We start from the raw sequence: 15,763 nt of genomic DNA, 5'->3' as shown, positions 1-15,763 counted from the left end.
GCCAAGCCGGATGCCACCAGGCGAGGCTCAACATCCTCAACCGCCACCTCGACCGCCCTGCAAGCCGCCGCCGGTAGACGCCTCGTGCTCCAAGGGCCGGACGGGCGCGGCAGTCCGCCGTGAGGCCGCGCGGTATTCGGCCAAGCCCGATGTTTTTGTGCCATTGCCGGGCAACCCGTCCCCAGCATCACCGACGTCCGGCTACACAGAAGGCTGCGGGTAGCGTGCTGCCTACCCTGCGTGGTGATGGCCGGTGGGGAGAGTGGACGGTTGCTGACCATCAACGTGGCGGTGCTGCTCGCAGTCATCGTTTTCATCCGGCTGCGGCGGACCACACACTCCCGTAGCCGCTTCGACGAGAAGATGACCGTGGTCATCGTTCTGGCGCTGGGGGTCCTCCTCGCTCCCACCCCGGTCGGCCAGGGAATCCTGAACGCCCTGGGCCAGCTCGCGAGCAGTATCACGCAGGGCAGCCAATGAGCCGGCACACCCGCACAGGTCGGGCGACGCCTGTCGGCGCGCCTTGCGAATCGCGGACCTGGGGAGTGGGGGAGTGATGGCGGCACGTCGACGGCGCCGGCGCTTGAGGAAGCAGACCCGCAAGCAGTTACAGGTCTGGGGTGCGGTGGCGGCGGTGATCGCCGTGGTGTGGGTCGCCGGGAACTGGTCGACGGTCTGGCCCGTCCTGGTGGCCGTACTCACTGCGGCTGTGCTGGGCGGGGCCGGCTGGGCGCTGCTGCGGGCGCACCGCCGTGCGGTCGGCCAGGACCGCGCGTGGCGGGCGCAGGAGGAGGCCCGGGCGCGCGAGTTGTCCATGACCCAGGTCGATGCCTTGTCGTGGCAGGAATTCGAGAGGTACGTCGCGGAGCTGTGCCGGCGAGACGGCTGCAGAAAAGTCGTCGTCAGCGGCAAGAGCGGCGACCTGGGCGCGGACGTCGTCGGCTACCTGGCCGACGGCCGCAAGCTGGTCATCCAGTGCAAGAAGTACGCGGCGCACCGGAGGGTGCCCTCGCAGGACATGCAGAAGTTCGTCGGCACCGCCCGCCTCGAGCACGGTGCGGACGTCGCCTTGTTCGTCACCACCTGCCACGCCTTCACGAGGGACGCGCTGGGCCTGGCGCTGCGCCAGGACATTGTGGCCCTGCACCGCGATCTGCTGGGCGCGTGGGTCAAGGGCGCTCACCTGGAGACACTGATCCCGTTGAACGGCAGTGGCGGCGGCACCAAGCGGCGCCCTGCCTGACCGGCCGGGGGGGATGACGGACGGCAGGGCCCTGCGGGAGACCCGCCGGGCCCTGCCTGGGCGAACTGTTGCGCCGGTCAGAGGCCGGCGAACTGAACATTCGAGGGGTGGCAGGGCTCCCGCTGCCGCCGCTCCATGTCCGGCACGCCAGGTCGACCGCCTTGTAGGTCAGAGCAGGCGGCCAGGGGTACAGCCCTGCCTCAGCCGGTGAGCTGCGACGTGCCGATGGTGTGGTGTTGGGCATCGAACTCATCCAGGGCCTCGCGTAGCCGGGCGGCGACCTCGGGTCGGGTGCCCCTGCGGGCGGCGAGTGAGCGCAGGTACGGCTCCGCTCCCTGAAGCAGGCCAGACTGGGGGTGGAGCGTCACCAGGGCGCGGTGAGTGCCCCGGTTCAGTTGATGGCTCCAGGAGTCGACGTCGACTTCCCCTTCGGGCGCAGCGACGTGTCCGTCGATGAACGCGCCCTGGGCGGCGATGCAGCAGTTCCAGCCGCAGTCGATGACGCACCGCTCGCAGGCGAGAGTGTCGAGCATGTCCGGGTAGCGCCGCTGCCACTCGCCATCGAGGGCGACGATGTCCCCGCGGAGCGGGATGTTCTTGCGGCACAGGCAGCACCTGATGCGGAACGTGGGGGGGCACGGGGGAGCTCCCAATCAGCTCGTGGGCCGGACTTGCTCAGCCTGGCAGCCGGCCCCGGTTCTGCGCCGTCACCATGCCGTGGCTTTCCCGGGGTGGCGGGCCTGCAACACGCACTACGACACGGCCGTGCAACACGGGCCTGCAACGCACCTGTACTGCTGCCCTGACCTGCACGAATGACCTGTCGCAATGAAGGTCGAGTGATTCTTAGGGAAGGTTGAGCGGCTGCCTGTGGCGGATTCGGTCCTTGTGGCGGGAGACGAGGCCCGCCGCCGGTCAGCTGATCGGTGGCAGGAGGGGGACCCGCGCGGCGAGGAACTTCGGAGCCATCTCGCGGAAGCTGTCGCTGATCAGTTCCGCAAGCTCGGTCCAGTCGGTGTGGTCACCGAGAACGGCGGCGACGACGTTATGGCCCCAGTCGGCACGGAAGAACGGGAACCCACCAGCGGTCAGGCCGAGCAGGTCGTCGACGGGCACCCGAAAAGTCATCACGACCGGTTCCTGGTCTGCGGTCGCATACGAGGCGTAGACCGGGTAGCGATCCACGTCCGGCGTGTAGACATGGGCGAACGTCCGCGTACGGATCCGCCAGCGCACGCCGATCCAGGCTGGTTCCTCATACGACTCGGGCAGCTGCCGGCAGATCGACCGCGACCGGTTCAGGATCTCCGGCGGCACGTCTCCAGGACTGGACATGGGCCGACCCTAGCGACCGCCGGCGAATTCCGCGCCGGAAGCGGCTGGGCAGGGAAGCCCGTGGTCACCAAACTTCGCTGACAACGCTCAATCATCGTTGCGAAAGGTCAAACAGCCGTTGCGCCGCTTACCCACCCACGTGTTGCACTGCTGCCGATTGCGCGATTCATGCGCGATTGGGTGCGTGAATCAACGCGCGATCGGCTATGCTGTCCATTGGAGGTGACCGCTGTGTCCACTGAGAACGAGCTGTTCAGCGCCGTTGACGCGCTGCTGGAGCAAGTCGCGCAGGACGACCTGCCGGCCCCCGCAGAGCGTAAGCGTCTGCGTGAGGCCGCCGGGCTGAGTCAGGCGCAGATCGCCACGGCGTTGGACGCCCGCCGCGAGGCGGTGGGGAATTGGGAGACCGGCAAGACGGAGCCGCGGCCGCCGAAGCGCGCCGCGTACGCCCGGCTGCTGGAGGGCCTTGCCGCCCGCTACCCCACCCCGGCCGCCAACGCGCCCGCCGCCGCTCCGGCGCCGGTGGTCCCGGAGGCATTCACCGGCCCCGCCCCGGAGCCCACACCCGCCGCGCCCGCCGCTGCGGTGCCGCCGTCCCGCCCGACCCGCGAGGCGAGCAGCACCACCAGGCCGTCGGCGACGTCGCGGCGCCCGGGTGCGAAGAAGGCGGCGGCGAAGTCCACGGCGTCGGTGACCGCCGTAGACCCGCGCTTCCAGAACGGCCCGCTCGCGGTCATCGACTGCGAGGACGGGCAGGTGTCGGCGTACTGCGTCGGCGGCCTGGTGTTGGACGTGCCCGCCAAGACGATCCCGGCGCTGGTCGACTGGACGCTGACCGAGGCGAAGCTCGGGCAGGCCCGGCTGCACCGCCACGGCCGCGACGCCGACCCGATCCTGGTCCTCACCGCGGCCGCGATGGAACGTTTCGGTCTGCCGGTTGCCCTGTCGGAGGAGGAGCGGCAAGCGGGCCGGCTCCCGGCCGGCCACAAGGTGGTCAAGCAGATCGGACGGTCCGGGCTCCAGATGAGCCAACGCGGCTTCGGCCCGTGGGCCCGGGTCTACCGCGACCCCGAGGGCTCTCGGCGGCGCTGCGCCCAGCTGTGCATCCTGCCCTGGAACGCCCTGGAAGCCCGCGAGTGGGACAAGAAGGACAACCCGCAGTTGCCGACGATGCACCCGGCCGACCTCGCGCAGTACCTCGGTCTGTACGCGGCCCGGGTAATCACGCCGCGCGGCACCACCGCGACGACCGGCCTCGAGCTGATGACCGCACTGCGCCCCCCGACCCGCGCGGAGAAGGACGAGGCGACCGGCGAGTTCAAGCGGGCCTTCAACGACGACGCCCTCACCCAGCTCTACCCCGTGGTGGAGTGCGAGGTCCCCGACGAACACCCGAAGCTGAAGGGCAAGTTCGAACGGCACCACATGCGCACCCCGGCAGAGATGCTGATGGAGGAGCCCTACGACTGGTGCCGGCCGCTGACCGATGACGAGTGCACCAACCCGTACCTGGTCGTCATCGACCTCAACATGTCGTTCGCCGCGGCCGCGAACGGCCTCACGGTCGGACTCAACGGGCCGACCCACCTGGAGAACAACCCGACGTTCGACCCGGCGCTGCCCGGCTCATGGCTGGTCGACCTGTCCCACGTCGACCTGTCCCGCGTGCGGATCAACGGCCGCACCGTCGACGGCTCCCGGCTGCCCTCCCCGTTCACGCCGAAGGGCGACCACCCCACCGGCCCGGCCTGGTACGCCACCCCCACGCTCGCCTACGCGGTGGAGCTCGGCTTCGACGTCGCGCCGATCGAGGCGTACGTCCGCACGCAGACCGGCCGCTACCTCGACTCCTGGTACAAGCGGCTGCGCGACGCGTACGTGGACACGATGGCGGACATGGGCGTCACCACCGACCTCACCGGCCAGGAGTTCCTGGACGCGATGGCGCGGCGCAAGCAGGTCGACCCGACCATGGGCCTGCTGGAGACCGCGATCAAGGCCACGGCCAAGGGCGCCATCGGCAAGCTGCGCCAGCGCTCCCGGGGCCAGGTGCCGTACTACGAGCCCTACCCGGCGCTGGAGCGCTGGACGTGGCGCCCCGACATCCGGGCCGCCGTGCTGGCCAGCCAGCGGACCGGCCTGCACCGCAAGCTGATGAAGACGGCGGCCGCCGCCGACCTGTACCCGGTCGCCATCGGCACCGACGCCATCGCCTACCCCTCGCCCGGCCCGTCCCCGCTGGATGTCCTGCCGCAGACGCCCGAGGGCAAGCCGGTGCCGGGCGGCTTCCGGCTCGGGGTCTCGCCCGGGATGGTCAAACACCAGGGCACCCAGACTGTCCTGTGGGCGGAAGCCCAGTTCGAGGAACGGGGCGAGGTCTTCAACATCGCCAACCTCATCAAGACCGACCAGAGCGCCGGAGAAGGGGAATAACCGATGGTCGACTCACTCGGGGACAGTCTGGACCGCGCACTGGAAAAGGCATTCACCCGCCGCGTCCCCCAAAGCGCCCAGACACAGATGAAGTACCTGGTCAAGCAGCTCAAGGGCACCAAGGCCGCCGCCCAGGCGCTCGGAATCTCCCAGCGCACCGTGGAGCGGTACGTCACGGGCAAGATCAAGCGCCCCCGCCCGGAACTGCGCGGCCGCCTGGAGCGCGAGGTCAAGAAGAGGTGGCAGCCGCAGGTCCGCGCGAAGGCGAGGAAGAAGGCAGCGTCCACCAGCGGCCTGGTCGTCTCCACCCGCGCCCGATTCGGGTTCACTGCCGCATCGGGCACGACCGACGACGCCCGGGTCCGCGACATCATCCAGGCTCTGCCACCCCAGTACGCCGACCAGCTGTTCACCGCGCGGGAGCATGGAGCCACCGAGGACCAGCTTCAGAAGATCGCCGCCGAGGGCCTCGCGAAGATGTACTTCCGCAACAACGACAGCCGCGCACACGGCCTGGGCGTGAAGTTCACCGACGTGGAGCGGCTCGACATCGAGCTGTAGACCCGCTCATACAAAACGCCTGGCCCTCGGCTGTGACTGTGCGTCTGATTTGGCGAGTCAGCACTCGATCTGGCGTGTTGAGCCCTTCAGGCCCCATACGCCTTCAAGTAGTCGATCATCTTTGTGAGTGTGGCTGTGCTGTCCTTGACCTTGCCAAGGGCGATGTTGCAGTCCATGCAGAGCAGCCCTCGATTATGACCGCGGGCGTGGCAGTGATCGACGTTGGCGTCGCCCATCCGGAAGTTGTCGGGATCAACTTTGGTGAAGGAGGTCTGGCATGTGGCGCACGCGTTGTCCTGCTCCTTGAGCATCCGAGCGACATCCTCGAACGTCAGGCCATAACCCTTCTTCAGGTTGCCCTTCGCGCTCTTGATCCGGACACATTCGTTGCAGATGCGGCCCTCGCCGCGGTTCTTGAAGCCGAACACGGCGTACTGGTGAGCCGCCCGGCACTGCGTGTCGCCACGGCGGTATGGCTTGTAGGGCACCGAAACCGGGTCGATCCCCCGTGAACGCAGCTTCGAGTCGCGCGTGCAGCGCCGGCAGCCCCGCGCCCCTGTCCTCGGGTTCACGTACGGAACATTGTCGTCATCGAACGCGTGCCCGTTCGCGCACATCTCGGCGAGAGCGGCGTCGGTATCAGCTCGGTCATCGCTACCGCTCACGAAGGCCCCGCTTCCCAGGTGCCGCCACAAAGTGGTGTGCTCGTGGTGGATGCACAGCAGCTTGTTTGCACAGTTGCGCGTGACCGTCTGTCCCACCGCGAGCGGCTTATCGGAGTAGAGCTCGAACACCCATCGTTGAACGTAGACGAGAGGGTTCTCCCCTGCCGCGTAGCGGTCTCCGTCGTAGTACAGCGGCCGGCCGTCTTTGTCCGTCATCCCCTTCCAGACCAAACACCCCGACTCGGTGTGCTCGACGTTCTGGAGCACCGCCTCGATGCTGATCGGGGGCCGGGGACCGGTCCTCTCGAAGGTTCCGTGCTTCTGGTGGTAGCGGTAGCAGGCTTGGCACCTGGTGCCGCCCATCCGCGTTGCGGGTTTCCCGTCGCCGGACTCGCACAGCTTTGACATGCAGAGCATCAGATCACAGATTAGACCGAAGATCAGCAACCCGGCACGGAGTCCCCATTAGACCTACCACCCCGAGTCCTTCGGAGGGCGAGGAGGAGGGCTGAGGGCTCCCGGTGCGACGTGATCACCATCAGGGGATCGGCCACTTCGACCGTCAGCTCAGTACTAAAATCGCCGGATCAAACGCTCAGTCACATCGGCTGTGGTCGGGTAGCGTCCTAGTTGGCTGGTGAGCGCTGCACTTGGCGAGGTGAGCACTTGCGGTCCAGCAAGGCGGCAGATCAGGCGCGCCTTCGGGTGCACCTCTCTGCTTTCCGCAACTGCGAGCCCCGACGGCATCTTGCGCACACTGCGAGCCGGAGTGCCTGAATGGGATGCGAAAACGTCATTCTGACGATAACCTGGTGCCGGGTCTTAGGGGTGACAAGGAGCAACAGTGCGCGCGTTCGTTTCCCATAACCATAAGGACAAGCCTGCCGTTCGCTCCTTCGCCACGAAGCTGCGGTTGGGCGGCGTGGACATCTGGCTCGATGAGTGGGAACTGAGCCCCGGCGACTCCATTCCTGGCAAAGTCGGGGTCGCCTTGGAGACGGTCGACACCGTTCTGGTCTGCTGGTCCGAGCACGCCAGCACGTCGGAGTGGGTCAAGTCCGAGTTGGAGACTGCGATCATCCGGCGACTCGAAGATGGGCTCAGGATTATCCCGGTCTGCCTGGACGACACGCCGCTCCCAGCGCTCCTCCGCCCCCTGTACTGGGTCTCCGTGACCGAAGACGACGACCAGACCGCCGTCAACAAGATCTTGGGCGTCGATACCACCGGATTCCTTCAGGGCGTCCAACAGCTCCTCGACGAGGCGACTATCGAGGCCGTGTCCTTTCACGGAGCCGGCGTCTACGTGATCTGCCCCAACTGCGGCGCTCCGTCGGCCAAGCTCGAACAGTGGGGTGCGACCGACTACGACCGCGGAGATGACTACGCCGGCGTGCGCTGCACTGAGTGCCGTTGGGAGGAGGGCGGCGAGGTGTAGCTGGTTCGTGCTTGCCGCGACCAATCGCACCTCGGCACAGCCGCTGTGCCCGGCCAAGGCGCGTCCTCGCTCAACCCGCCCACACAATTGGAGAGGCGGACCCTGCGAATATTCCTCAGCTACCAGCTGTCCTGTTCACCCTCCGGCCCAGCCGATCCTGTGGCTGCGGCCCAGTCCTCAGGGTGCGCTACGGACAACAGCCGGAACTGCTGCTCGTGGGTGCTGTCGTACGGTGTGCCGGCCGACTTCATCCGGACGTGATCGTTGATGAGAAGCATCTCGATCACGCGCGCGGCGGTCTGCAGGTCGGCTTCGGTCGTTCCGGCGGGGATGGCCGTAGGGGACAGGATGGTGTCGTCCTCGTCGCGGTCGACGTAGAACCCGCGCTGCTTTGCCAGGTTGGCGGTGCGGGCAGCGTCCTCCGCTTCCTGCTGTCGTGCCTTGTGGGCCTTCTCCCACTCCTCGTAGCCCGACCCGAGGGCGGGGGCGGGGGCGGCGCTGTAGTCGCCCCAGAACTCGGCGAGCTCGTCGCCGAAGACCACGGCCTCAAGGTACTTCTTGGCGTGGTTCTTGCCGTTTTGCGTCAAGGCGTCCACTGCCCGGGGCTGATCAGCCCCGGAGCTCCAGTCCACCTGGAAGACGTTGTAGATCCACAGGGCCTTCCCGAGCTCCTCCTGCGCGAGGACGGTCAGCGAGTACGCCCGCCCGTAGGACCCGGCGTTCAGTAGTGTGCGGGCGTCGGTGATCAGGGAGGAGGCGTTGTCCACCAACGCCTTCCAGAACTCGCGTGCGTGCCCTGGGCTCATTTCGGTCATGAACTCAGTGTGCCGACTTCCCGACCTGGCCGGCAGCGCCCGTACAAGACGTCTGGTCCCCGGCATGGGAGCTGCCGGGGACCAGACTTCGTATCCTGCGTGCTACGTCCTGGGCCGGGTCTTGGCCCGGTAGCTCTCGACCAGGGCCTCCATGCCGGTCAGGCCGGCATCCAGACCGAGCTGGCGGATCCAGTCGTCCACCTGCTCTTGGTAGTCGGCGGTGTCACGCAGGTCCAGGGCAGGGTTGGCACGGAAGACGCCGCCGGCCGACGCGCCGGCGTCCGGGATCTCCTGCAGGATCTCGGTGCGAAGCAGTTCCTTGACCTGCCGGTCCGCGACGAGATGGAGCTCGCGCGGCTGTCCCACCAGGGCGGCGTCGATGTCGGTGATGCGGGCGATCTCGGCGACGACCTTGGGGTCGACGGTGGTCTTCAGGATCCCTTCGAGCAGTTCCAGCAGGTTCGGTACCGGGTAGCGGTACTCCTCGCCGGGCAGGCCCACCTTGAGGGCATCTACATACCGCCGGAGCCGGGAGATGACGTCGATGGTGACTGTCGCCGTCGCCGTCGTGGAAGTTCCGTACACCTCGGGTAGGGCGACCGTGACGACGGCCTCCACAGGGTGCGGCACCGAGCTGTCGCTGAGGGCCCGATACACCAGCCGGGCGGTGCGGGACCTGTTGTATCCGTGCTGCTGGAAGCCCGTGGACGAGGAGAACGATCCGTGTCCGAGGGTCTGCAGGGCGGAGGGGAAGGCCGAGTTGTTCAGCGTCTGGGCGAGGGCGGCAACGGTCCTCTCCGACAGCGGGCGCCAGGCGCCGGCCTCTCCCATCGGGAGGTTGATGCCGGTGCGGAGGATGAAGTCCGCACCGGGGTTGCCCTCCCGGTCGCGGTCCAGGGTCGGGGACATGACGTGCTGCCCCATGGGCAGCACCCCCGCGGACGGCTCCTCCCGGGCGAGCTTGAGAAGCCGGTCGCGGTCGGCAGTGGAGTTCTGCCCGCTCAGCCGGATCGGGGCCTTCAGGTCTATCAGCAGAGGGCGGGGGGCGGTGTTGGCGTCGACCCGGATAGCCACCACGCTGAGTCCGGAGTCATCGTCGAACGGGACGGGGATGAAGGTCGGCTCCCACGGAGGGTCGAACTTCTCGCGGCAACCGCTGGCGACCTTGTCAATCGTCACTTGGGCGTCGGTGCCGACGACCCGGTCAACACCCGGCTCTGCCCTGTCGTTGATGCCTACAAGGATCATGCCGCCGTAGGTGTTGGCCATCGCCGCGATGGTGGTCAGCAGGCTCTTGGAGTACTCACGCTTGAACTCCAGCGTCAGGCTCTCCACCTCGTCCGGCCGCGCCGCGAGGGCCCTGATGCGCTCGATCGTCAAATCCGCCGCCGACGCAGCGAACAAGGAGTTGTTCATCCCCTCATAGTCCACCAACAGCACTGCTCCCATCGTCAATTGCCGATCCGCTCCACCGTGGACTGGTCCAGATCAGGTGTAACCCGCCAGCGCCGCGCGTGACCGTGATGATGCGCACACCGTCGACCTAGGCCACACCTGTCATGGCCGGAGACAATGCGTCATGGCCGTCTCCAAACGTCTTCGGTACGAAGTCCTCCGCCGGGACAATCACACCTGCCGCTATTGCGGCGCAGCCGCTCCCGACGTTCCGCTGCGCGTCGACCATGTCACCCCCGTCGCGCTCGGTGGCACCGATACCCCCGACAATCTCGTCACAAGCTGCGAGCCCTGCAACAGCGGGAAGAGCTCCGCCACCGTCGACAGCGCCCTGGTCGAAAACGTCGCCGCCGACGCTATCCGTTGGGCCGCCGCCATGCAGCAGGCCGCAGACAACCTTCAGGAGCAGGAGCAGCCCAAGCTCGAATACCGTGCAGCATTCCTGAGGGAGTGGAACCGCTGGGGCTACGGCGAAGGCGATGACCGTACAGCTATCGAACTGCCTGGCGACTGGAAGCCCAGCATCGAACGCTTTCGGCTCGCGGGGCTGCCCGCCTGGGTCTGGAGCGAGATCGTCGACACCGCAATGGGCTACGACAAGGTTCTCAAGGCCAACAAGTTCAAGTACTGCTGCGGCATTGCGTGGAACAAAGTGGGCGTCCTACAGGAAGGGGCCCGGCGGATCGTCGGCACCAGCCGCCCTCCCGCCAATCTCGACGTGCGTCAAGCGGTGCTCGAGGCGGCATTCGCGGTGTGGCACTGCGGTTTGAGCGACAGTGAGGACGCGCCGACTTCCCAGCAGGTCGATGAGTTCCGCGAATGTCTCGCAGGTCTCACCGAGGACGATCTGGCGGATCCCGAACTGATCGTCCAGGCGGCTCAGCACGCCACCTACTTCGGGATGACCAGCTTTGCCGTAGCGCGACGGCACATGGACTACGACGCGGTCTCCCGTGCATGGAACTCAGCATGGCCAACGACGTGGGTCCCAGGTGATGAAGAATGGGGCGGGAAGTTCGTCGGTGGCCCCACGGACCAGCAGCGCCAGTGGGTCAGGGAGCAGATCGACAAGCTCCTCGACGCCCAGATTCACGTGCACCGTCTCGTGCAGGCGGCCAGTCACGCAGGAACGCACAAGTCGAGTCGGATCTACCACGGGCTATCTGACACTGAACTTGAGGTGACAGGGATCATTCGTGGGCAGTCGAAGGCTGCAGAGCTTTGGCGCGTCGCGTACACAGCATCGAGCATGGTCGAGCCGACGGAAGAGGAAACCGCCAACTTCTTCAAAGGCCTCGGGCGTGCCCTATCGCTCGGCGAATTCTACGAAGCCGACATCTTCCAGGCGGCATCCGCTGCCGGTTGCTACCAGGATCCGGACCTGGTTACCTGCCTCACCCAGCATTTTTCGGTGTTCGAGGCAGCGGCACTCCTCAAGCGATCCGGGTTGAGTACATATTCGTTGCCAGCCCCACGCAAGGACCTGGCTGCTGAAGATGTACCGAGTGAATTCCCCTTGGGCACCTGACATAGTTCGGCCAAGTCTGGTGGTAGTGGTCCCCGACGAACGAGACAGCCCAACCGGACAGCCGCCCGCAGATGAGGCCCGGCAGATGCGGGGAGCTTGGCGGCCGGGACGAAGACCCGACCGCCCATGGAGGTCGGCCTCAGCCGCCTTCGATGTGGTCGAAGCCGCGCAGCACGGGGTCCAGCTCCTGCGCTGCGCCGCACAGGGAGCACAGGCGGGTGCCGGGCTGCTCCGCGACGTCCAGCGCCCGCTCCAGAGGCAGCAGCGGCGCGCCCTGCGGGGCCTCGGCGCAGTCGACGGCGTGCAGCACGGACCGACCGGGCCCGCGGCCGCCGCCCACTTTCTGCAGCACCCAGCCCGAGGGCTGGCGGGGCCCCAGCATTTCGCGCACCGACGACGTCGGCGCCAGCCGCTCGGTAGGCACCGCGTCGTAGGAGACGCCGTCGATGGGCCGTACGTGCTCGGGGGCGCGCACCCAGACCCGGTACTCCGCGGCCTGGACGTCGCCGTCCTTCGTGTTGCGGTACGCGGGCAACCCCACCTCGTACAGCCATCCACGCGGCGTCTCGCGCCGGGCTCACAATCGGGCGGTGAGCTCCTGCCCGTCCGGCAGGACCACCCGCACCGGCGCCGGCGGTCCGTCCGGGGGAGTCGTCGTCATACCGACCACGGTAGGCAGACCCGGCCGCACCCCGGGAACGCCGTCCGGCTCCCCGGCCTCTGTCCACAGGGCTGCCCCTATGAGGTACTCATGTGACTAACGACCAGAAGGCACAGCAGGCGGCCCGGACCCGCGCCAAGCTCATGGACGCGCTCAACCGCGCGGAGCGCGCCCTATTCACGCGGCCCGCACCAAAATCACCAAGTGCGCAGATGCGGTATTTGCGCAAGCGGGAACGCGGTTCGACGAAGAGCCTGGCGGCGCGCCTGGGCGTCTCCCGCAAAACGGTGCAGCGCTACCTCTCGGGCGCCTCCAGCAAGCCGAACAAGCGCCTCCAGGAGGCCCTGGTGCAGGAGACCGAATCAGAGTGGCAACCGCAGGTCAGGGCACAGGCGAGGCAGCGCGCGACCACCTCGGGCGGGTTCGAAATCAGCTTCCGCGCCACCCTCGGCTTCACCGCGAACGGGTCCTCGGACGACACCCGGGTACGGGATCTCAGCATCGCCGTGTCGCCCTCCCACGCGGCCCTCATCATCGCGGCACGGGAGGAGGGTGCGACGGACACTGACCTCCACGAGCTGGTCGGGGAGGCCATCGCGGACGCCTATTTCCGTCTGGGCGGGGGCGGCCGCGCGAGCCTGAAGGTGAATTTCACCGATGTCCAGTGGCTCAACATCGCCTTTTAGCCCACGGAATTCCCGACTGCGATAAACCTGTCTGTGGTCGCCGTGCCCGACGCGCGGCGACCCGATTTCCCGTCCCTTTCTCAGTGACGATTGAGAGGCCCTGTGAACACCCCTGCGCCCCGCTCCCGCCGACGTCCCTCCGTTCCCGCGCCCGACGTGGCCACGCCCCGCCAGCCGCTCGACCGGGCGAAGGTCGGCCGCGGCTCGGTCCGCAGGCGCGCCACCGGCATGACCGCCGCCGAGGCCGCGGCCGCGATCGAGGACGCCCGGCTGCAGCAGCACATCGACCGTGACTGCGAGGAGCTGGCCGACGACGAACGCGGCCCCGCCGAAATCGCCGAGTGGGAACGCATCGCGCAGCTGCTCGCCGCCACCGGCGGGACGTACGAGCCGGCGGCCGACGCCTTCGTCCAGGACGAACTCGCCGCCGAAGCCGCGGCCGCCGCCGAACTTGAAGCCGAGCTCCGGGACCTGGAGATCGAGCAGCAACGGCAGGAGTGGCTGCACTCCAACGGACTGCCCGAACGCGCCCACATGTTGGCGGCCCTGGAGCGCGCCGGCCTCATCGGTACGACCGGCGCCCGCTACGGCGCCGAAGGCCCGCTCGTGCTGCACGAGCCCGAGGACCGCTACGCGCTCGACTACCTGAACGAGTACGGCGAGTTCGACATGTACCGGCTCCTGGAGGACCAGCTGGCGCCTCCGAGGGACCCGGACGCCGTCCCCGCGTCGGTGCAGGCGCACAGCGCGCTGCTGCGGGCCATGGCGCGGGCCGGGACGATGGAGGGCTTCGACGCGGGCCACGCTGTGCGCCTCGCTCAGGCCAACCCGGCCGCCACGACCGCGCTCGCCGCGTGGCTCGCCACCACGGCCGCGGTGAAGAGCGGCAGGGCGTGAGCGCATCGGACGAGGTAGTGGCCACCTGGAGCGAGCACAGCGACATCGGGCACCACTACGAGGACCTGCTGGCCGACGGCTCGGTCATCGCCTGGACCGAGCCACCCTTCGGCGAGAGCCTCTACCAGGGCGACGACGACCCCGACTACAACCCGATCTGCGACTGCCCCGGACTGTGGCCGCGCCAGTTCTGCATGGAGTGCGCCGGCTGCGCCGCCTGCGGGCAGTGCGCCGACCCACACATCTGGCCCCCGCTCCAGAGCTGATCACCGCTGTCACGCTCACCGAGCGTCACACTCAGGTGTCACGCTCCCCTGTCGCGCCGCCTGTCACGTCGCCGGAAAGCCGCATGACAACACCCACCCCAAAGCCGATTAATTCGGACATTCGGGCGCGGAAAGAGTGTCCTCTGTCATCGGATCTTGCTCTTTTGCCATCGGATCGTGACAACTACCGGTTTCCAGACAACGAATCTTGTTTGTGCAGGTCAGGGGATGGTTCAAGGTTTCGTGCGCAGAGCAGATGTCAGCGGGATGCGCAGGGTTATGGCAGCGGGGGCGCCAAGTCCGTGTCAGTAGGAACTGGCGGCTCGGAGAGCATCCGCGTCCCGAAACGGGTTCCGGACACCTCACCCGTTCACCCGTACGAGTGAGCGAGGGGTGATCGGCGGGCAGCCCCTCAGCGCCCGTCCATGCTGGTCAGGGGGCCGGAACCGGCCCCCTTCGGGGTTGGTCGCCGCGGTCGGCGGCCGACGGCTGTTCGTGGACTTCGCGAACAGCCGTACGTACGGCTGCCGCGAGAGGAAAGATCATCTCCGGCATGTGTGTACCTACTGCGGAGGAGAGTCTTATGGCCGGTAACGCGAACAGCTCAGGTGTGTACGTGGAGGAACTGTTCTCGCTGAGCCTGTCGGTTCAGTCCAGCGCGACGGCCGTGGTGGCGTTCGTCGGCGAGGCCGAGGGCCTCCCCGCGGGGGTCACGAGGGTGAACAACTGGCTGGACGCCCAGTCCTTGTTCCCCGAGGCTGACGGCGGCGGCAAGGGTGCTACTGCCGCGTGGAGGGATGCGCTGCGGGGCTACTTCTACAACGGTGGCGGCTACTGCTACCTGGCCAGCACCGCCGGTACGACCTTGGACGGGGCGCTGAAGCAGCTGTCCGCGGCGGCCGACGTCACCATCGTGGTGGCTCCCGGGCTGTGGGACCAGGGTGCCGAGACGGCCGGGGAGTGGGCCCGTGGCCTGACGGGCTGGGCCGCCGGGCACAGGGCGATGGCCGTCCTGCACGCGGACCGCGACCACACCCCGGAACAGGCCGGCGAGGCTGTGGACGCCTGGGCCATCGACGAGGCGCAGAAGCCCTACGCCGCGGTGTACTTCCCCTGGCTGCGGCAGGACGGCCAGGAAGAGCCGGTGCCGCCGTCCGCCCTCGTGGTCGGCGCCTGGGCGACCGTGGACCGGGAGCGGGGAGTGTGGAAGGCGCCGGCCAACATCCCCGTCAAGGGCCCCTACAAGGTGCTGTACAAGGCCAGCGACCAGGAGCAGGGAAGCTTCCGGTCCCTGAACTTCCTGCGCGAGTTCACGGGCTCAGGCACGGTGGTGTGGGGTGCCCGGACGCTCTCCGACAGCGACGAGTGGCGCTACATCCCCATCCGCCGCCTCTTCTCCAGCGTCGAACGAGACCTCGGGCGGGCGCTTCCCTTCGCCGTCTTCGAGCCCAACAGCCAGCCCACCTGGGAGAAGGTCCGCGCGGCTGCCGAGAACTACCTGTACTCCCTGTGGCAGCAGGGCGCCCTCCAGGGAGGGACGCCTGAGGAGGCTTACTTCGTCCAGGTCGGAAAGGGCATCACCATGACCCAGGACGACATCGCCAGTGGCCGGCTCATCCTGAAGATCGGCCTCGCCGCCTTCAGGCCCGCCGAGTTCCAGATCCTCCAGCTCACCCAGCAGCTCGACTCCTGACCTGCCCCACCGCCCAGATCCTTCCATGTGCCCAGGGCGGCACTCCATGATCCGGTCGTAGACCGTAGGGCAGGAGTTCGGCGGGCT

Annotated in this window: 15 protein-coding genes and 1 pseudogene; 10 read left to right on the top strand and 6 right to left on the bottom strand. The window is 67.8% G+C overall.

Going from position 1 to position 15,763, the window contains the following annotated elements; all coding sequences use genetic code 11:
• The first annotated feature begins 270 nt into the window (after window positions 1–270).
• A complete protein-coding gene (locus ACZ6S8_RS34315) occupies window positions 271–480 on the top strand; it encodes a hypothetical protein (RefSeq protein ID WP_469461643.1) in 210 nt (69 codons plus the stop codon).
• 76 nt (window positions 481–556) lie between these two features.
• Entirely contained in the window at window positions 557–1,243 is a 687-nt protein-coding gene (locus tag ACZ6S8_RS34310; protein ID WP_469461641.1) for a restriction endonuclease, read from the top strand.
• Between the two features lie 200 nt (window positions 1,244–1,443).
• On the opposite strand, the gene ACZ6S8_RS34305 is transcribed toward ACZ6S8_RS34310, so the two are convergent.
• Together ACZ6S8_RS34305 and ACZ6S8_RS34300 are read right to left on the bottom strand one after the other, a co-directional pair.
• The gene (locus ACZ6S8_RS34305; RefSeq protein ID WP_469461640.1) at window positions 1,444–1,896 is read right to left on the bottom strand and encodes a hypothetical protein; all 453 of its coding nucleotides are present in this window, start codon (window positions 1,894–1,896) and stop codon (window positions 1,444–1,446) included.
• Window positions 1,897–2,158: 262 nt separating this feature from the next.
• A complete protein-coding gene (locus ACZ6S8_RS34300) occupies window positions 2,159–2,578 on the bottom strand; it encodes an MmcQ/YjbR family DNA-binding protein (protein WP_469461638.1) in 420 nt (139 codons plus the stop codon).
• A 231-nt stretch (window positions 2,579–2,809) separates the two neighbouring features.
• Here ACZ6S8_RS34300 and tap point away from each other — a divergent pair, with 231 nt between their 5' ends.
• Window positions 2,810–5,011 (top strand): telomere-associated protein Tap, encoded by a 2,202-nt coding sequence (gene tap / locus ACZ6S8_RS34295; protein ID WP_469461637.1) that lies wholly within the window; start codon window positions 2,810–2,812, stop codon window positions 5,009–5,011.
• Window positions 5,012–5,014: 3 nt separating this feature from the next.
• A complete protein-coding gene (gene tpg / locus ACZ6S8_RS34290; protein WP_469461636.1) occupies window positions 5,015–5,572 on the top strand; it encodes a telomere-protecting terminal protein Tpg in 558 nt (185 codons plus the stop codon).
• Between the two features lie 86 nt (window positions 5,573–5,658).
• On the opposite strand, the gene ACZ6S8_RS34285 is transcribed toward tpg (ACZ6S8_RS34290), so the two are convergent.
• Entirely contained in the window at window positions 5,659–6,504 is an 846-nt protein-coding gene (locus tag ACZ6S8_RS34285; protein WP_469461634.1) for an endonuclease domain-containing protein, read from the bottom strand.
• A 577-nt stretch (window positions 6,505–7,081) separates the two neighbouring features.
• On the opposite strand from ACZ6S8_RS34285, the gene ACZ6S8_RS34280 reads away from it, so the two are divergent.
• Complete coding sequence (locus ACZ6S8_RS34280; RefSeq protein ID WP_469461632.1) at window positions 7,082–7,675, top strand: toll/interleukin-1 receptor domain-containing protein; 594 nt, start codon at window positions 7,082–7,084, stop codon at window positions 7,673–7,675.
• Window positions 7,676–7,794: 119 nt separating this feature from the next.
• Here ACZ6S8_RS34280 and ACZ6S8_RS34275 read toward each other — a convergent pair whose 3' ends face one another.
• Together ACZ6S8_RS34275 and ACZ6S8_RS34270 are read right to left on the bottom strand one after the other, a co-directional pair.
• Entirely contained in the window at window positions 7,795–8,490 is a 696-nt protein-coding gene (locus tag ACZ6S8_RS34275; RefSeq protein WP_469461630.1) for an AbiV family abortive infection protein, read from the bottom strand.
• Window positions 8,491–8,592: 102 nt separating this feature from the next.
• Complete coding sequence (locus ACZ6S8_RS34270; protein ID WP_469461628.1) at window positions 8,593–9,906, bottom strand: ATP-binding protein; 1,314 nt, start codon at window positions 9,904–9,906, stop codon at window positions 8,593–8,595.
• 163 nt (window positions 9,907–10,069) lie between these two features.
• On the opposite strand from ACZ6S8_RS34270, the gene ACZ6S8_RS34265 reads away from it, so the two are divergent.
• Complete coding sequence (locus ACZ6S8_RS34265) at window positions 10,070–11,473, top strand: HNH endonuclease (RefSeq protein WP_469461626.1); 1,404 nt, start codon at window positions 10,070–10,072, stop codon at window positions 11,471–11,473.
• Window positions 11,474–11,612: 139 nt separating this feature from the next.
• On the opposite strand, the pseudogene ACZ6S8_RS34260 reads toward ACZ6S8_RS34265, so the two are convergent.
• Window positions 11,613–12,134, bottom strand: a pseudogene (locus ACZ6S8_RS34260) (DUF6233 domain-containing protein).
• A 92-nt stretch (window positions 12,135–12,226) separates the two neighbouring features.
• On the opposite strand from ACZ6S8_RS34260, the gene tpg (ACZ6S8_RS34255) reads away from it, so the two are divergent.
• The 4 genes from tpg (ACZ6S8_RS34255) to ACZ6S8_RS34240 all read left to right on the top strand — a co-directional run bounded on the left by tpg (ACZ6S8_RS34255) (window position 12,227) and on the right by ACZ6S8_RS34240 (window position 15,676).
• On the top strand, window positions 12,227–12,820 hold the full coding sequence (tpg, locus tag ACZ6S8_RS34255) for a telomere-protecting terminal protein Tpg (RefSeq protein WP_469461625.1): 594 nt from the start codon (window positions 12,227–12,229) through the stop codon (window positions 12,818–12,820).
• A 156-nt stretch (window positions 12,821–12,976) separates the two neighbouring features.
• The gene (locus ACZ6S8_RS34250; protein WP_469461623.1) at window positions 12,977–13,717 is read left to right on the top strand and encodes a hypothetical protein; all 741 of its coding nucleotides are present in this window, start codon (window positions 12,977–12,979) and stop codon (window positions 13,715–13,717) included.
• Entirely contained in the window at window positions 13,714–13,983 is a 270-nt protein-coding gene (locus tag ACZ6S8_RS34245; protein WP_469461621.1) for a hypothetical protein, read from the top strand. The genes ACZ6S8_RS34250 and ACZ6S8_RS34245 overlap by 4 nt, the downstream gene beginning before the upstream one ends.
• 583 nt (window positions 13,984–14,566) lie before the next feature.
• Window positions 14,567–15,676: a phage tail sheath family protein gene (locus ACZ6S8_RS34240; RefSeq protein ID WP_469461619.1), complete on the top strand. Its 1,110-nt coding sequence runs from the start codon at window positions 14,567–14,569 to the stop codon at window positions 15,674–15,676.
• Window positions 15,677–15,763: the final 87 nt, after the last annotated feature.

The sequence above is a fragment of the Streptomyces sp. NPDC048461 genome (assembly GCF_055587105.1).
The sequence above is the reverse complement of the archived record's forward strand: the minus strand, read 5'-3'. Positions and strand labels throughout refer to the sequence as shown.

What these genes read in the sequence shown, in the direction of transcription:
- ACZ6S8_RS34310 (WP_469461641.1), top strand. Translation starts at nt 557, where the DNA reads ATGGCGGCACGTCGACGGCGCCGGCGCTTGAGGAAGCAGACCCGCAAG.
- ACZ6S8_RS34300 (WP_469461638.1), bottom strand. Translation starts at nt 2,578, where the DNA reads ATGTCCAGTCCTGGAGACGTGCCGCCGGAGATCCTGAACCGGTCGCGG.
- tpg (WP_469461636.1), top strand. Translation starts at nt 5,015, where the DNA reads ATGGTCGACTCACTCGGGGACAGTCTGGACCGCGCACTGGAAAAGGCA.
- ACZ6S8_RS34275 (WP_469461630.1), bottom strand. Translation starts at nt 8,490, where the DNA reads ATGACCGAAATGAGCCCAGGGCACGCACGCGAGTTCTGGAAGGCGTTG.
- ACZ6S8_RS34270 (WP_469461628.1), bottom strand. Translation starts at nt 9,906, where the DNA reads ATGAACAACTCCTTGTTCGCTGCGTCGGCGGCGGATTTGACGATCGAG.
- ACZ6S8_RS34265 (WP_469461626.1), top strand. Translation starts at nt 10,070, where the DNA reads ATGGCCGTCTCCAAACGTCTTCGGTACGAAGTCCTCCGCCGGGACAAT.
- ACZ6S8_RS34240 (WP_469461619.1), top strand. Translation starts at nt 14,567, where the DNA reads ATGGCCGGTAACGCGAACAGCTCAGGTGTGTACGTGGAGGAACTGTTC.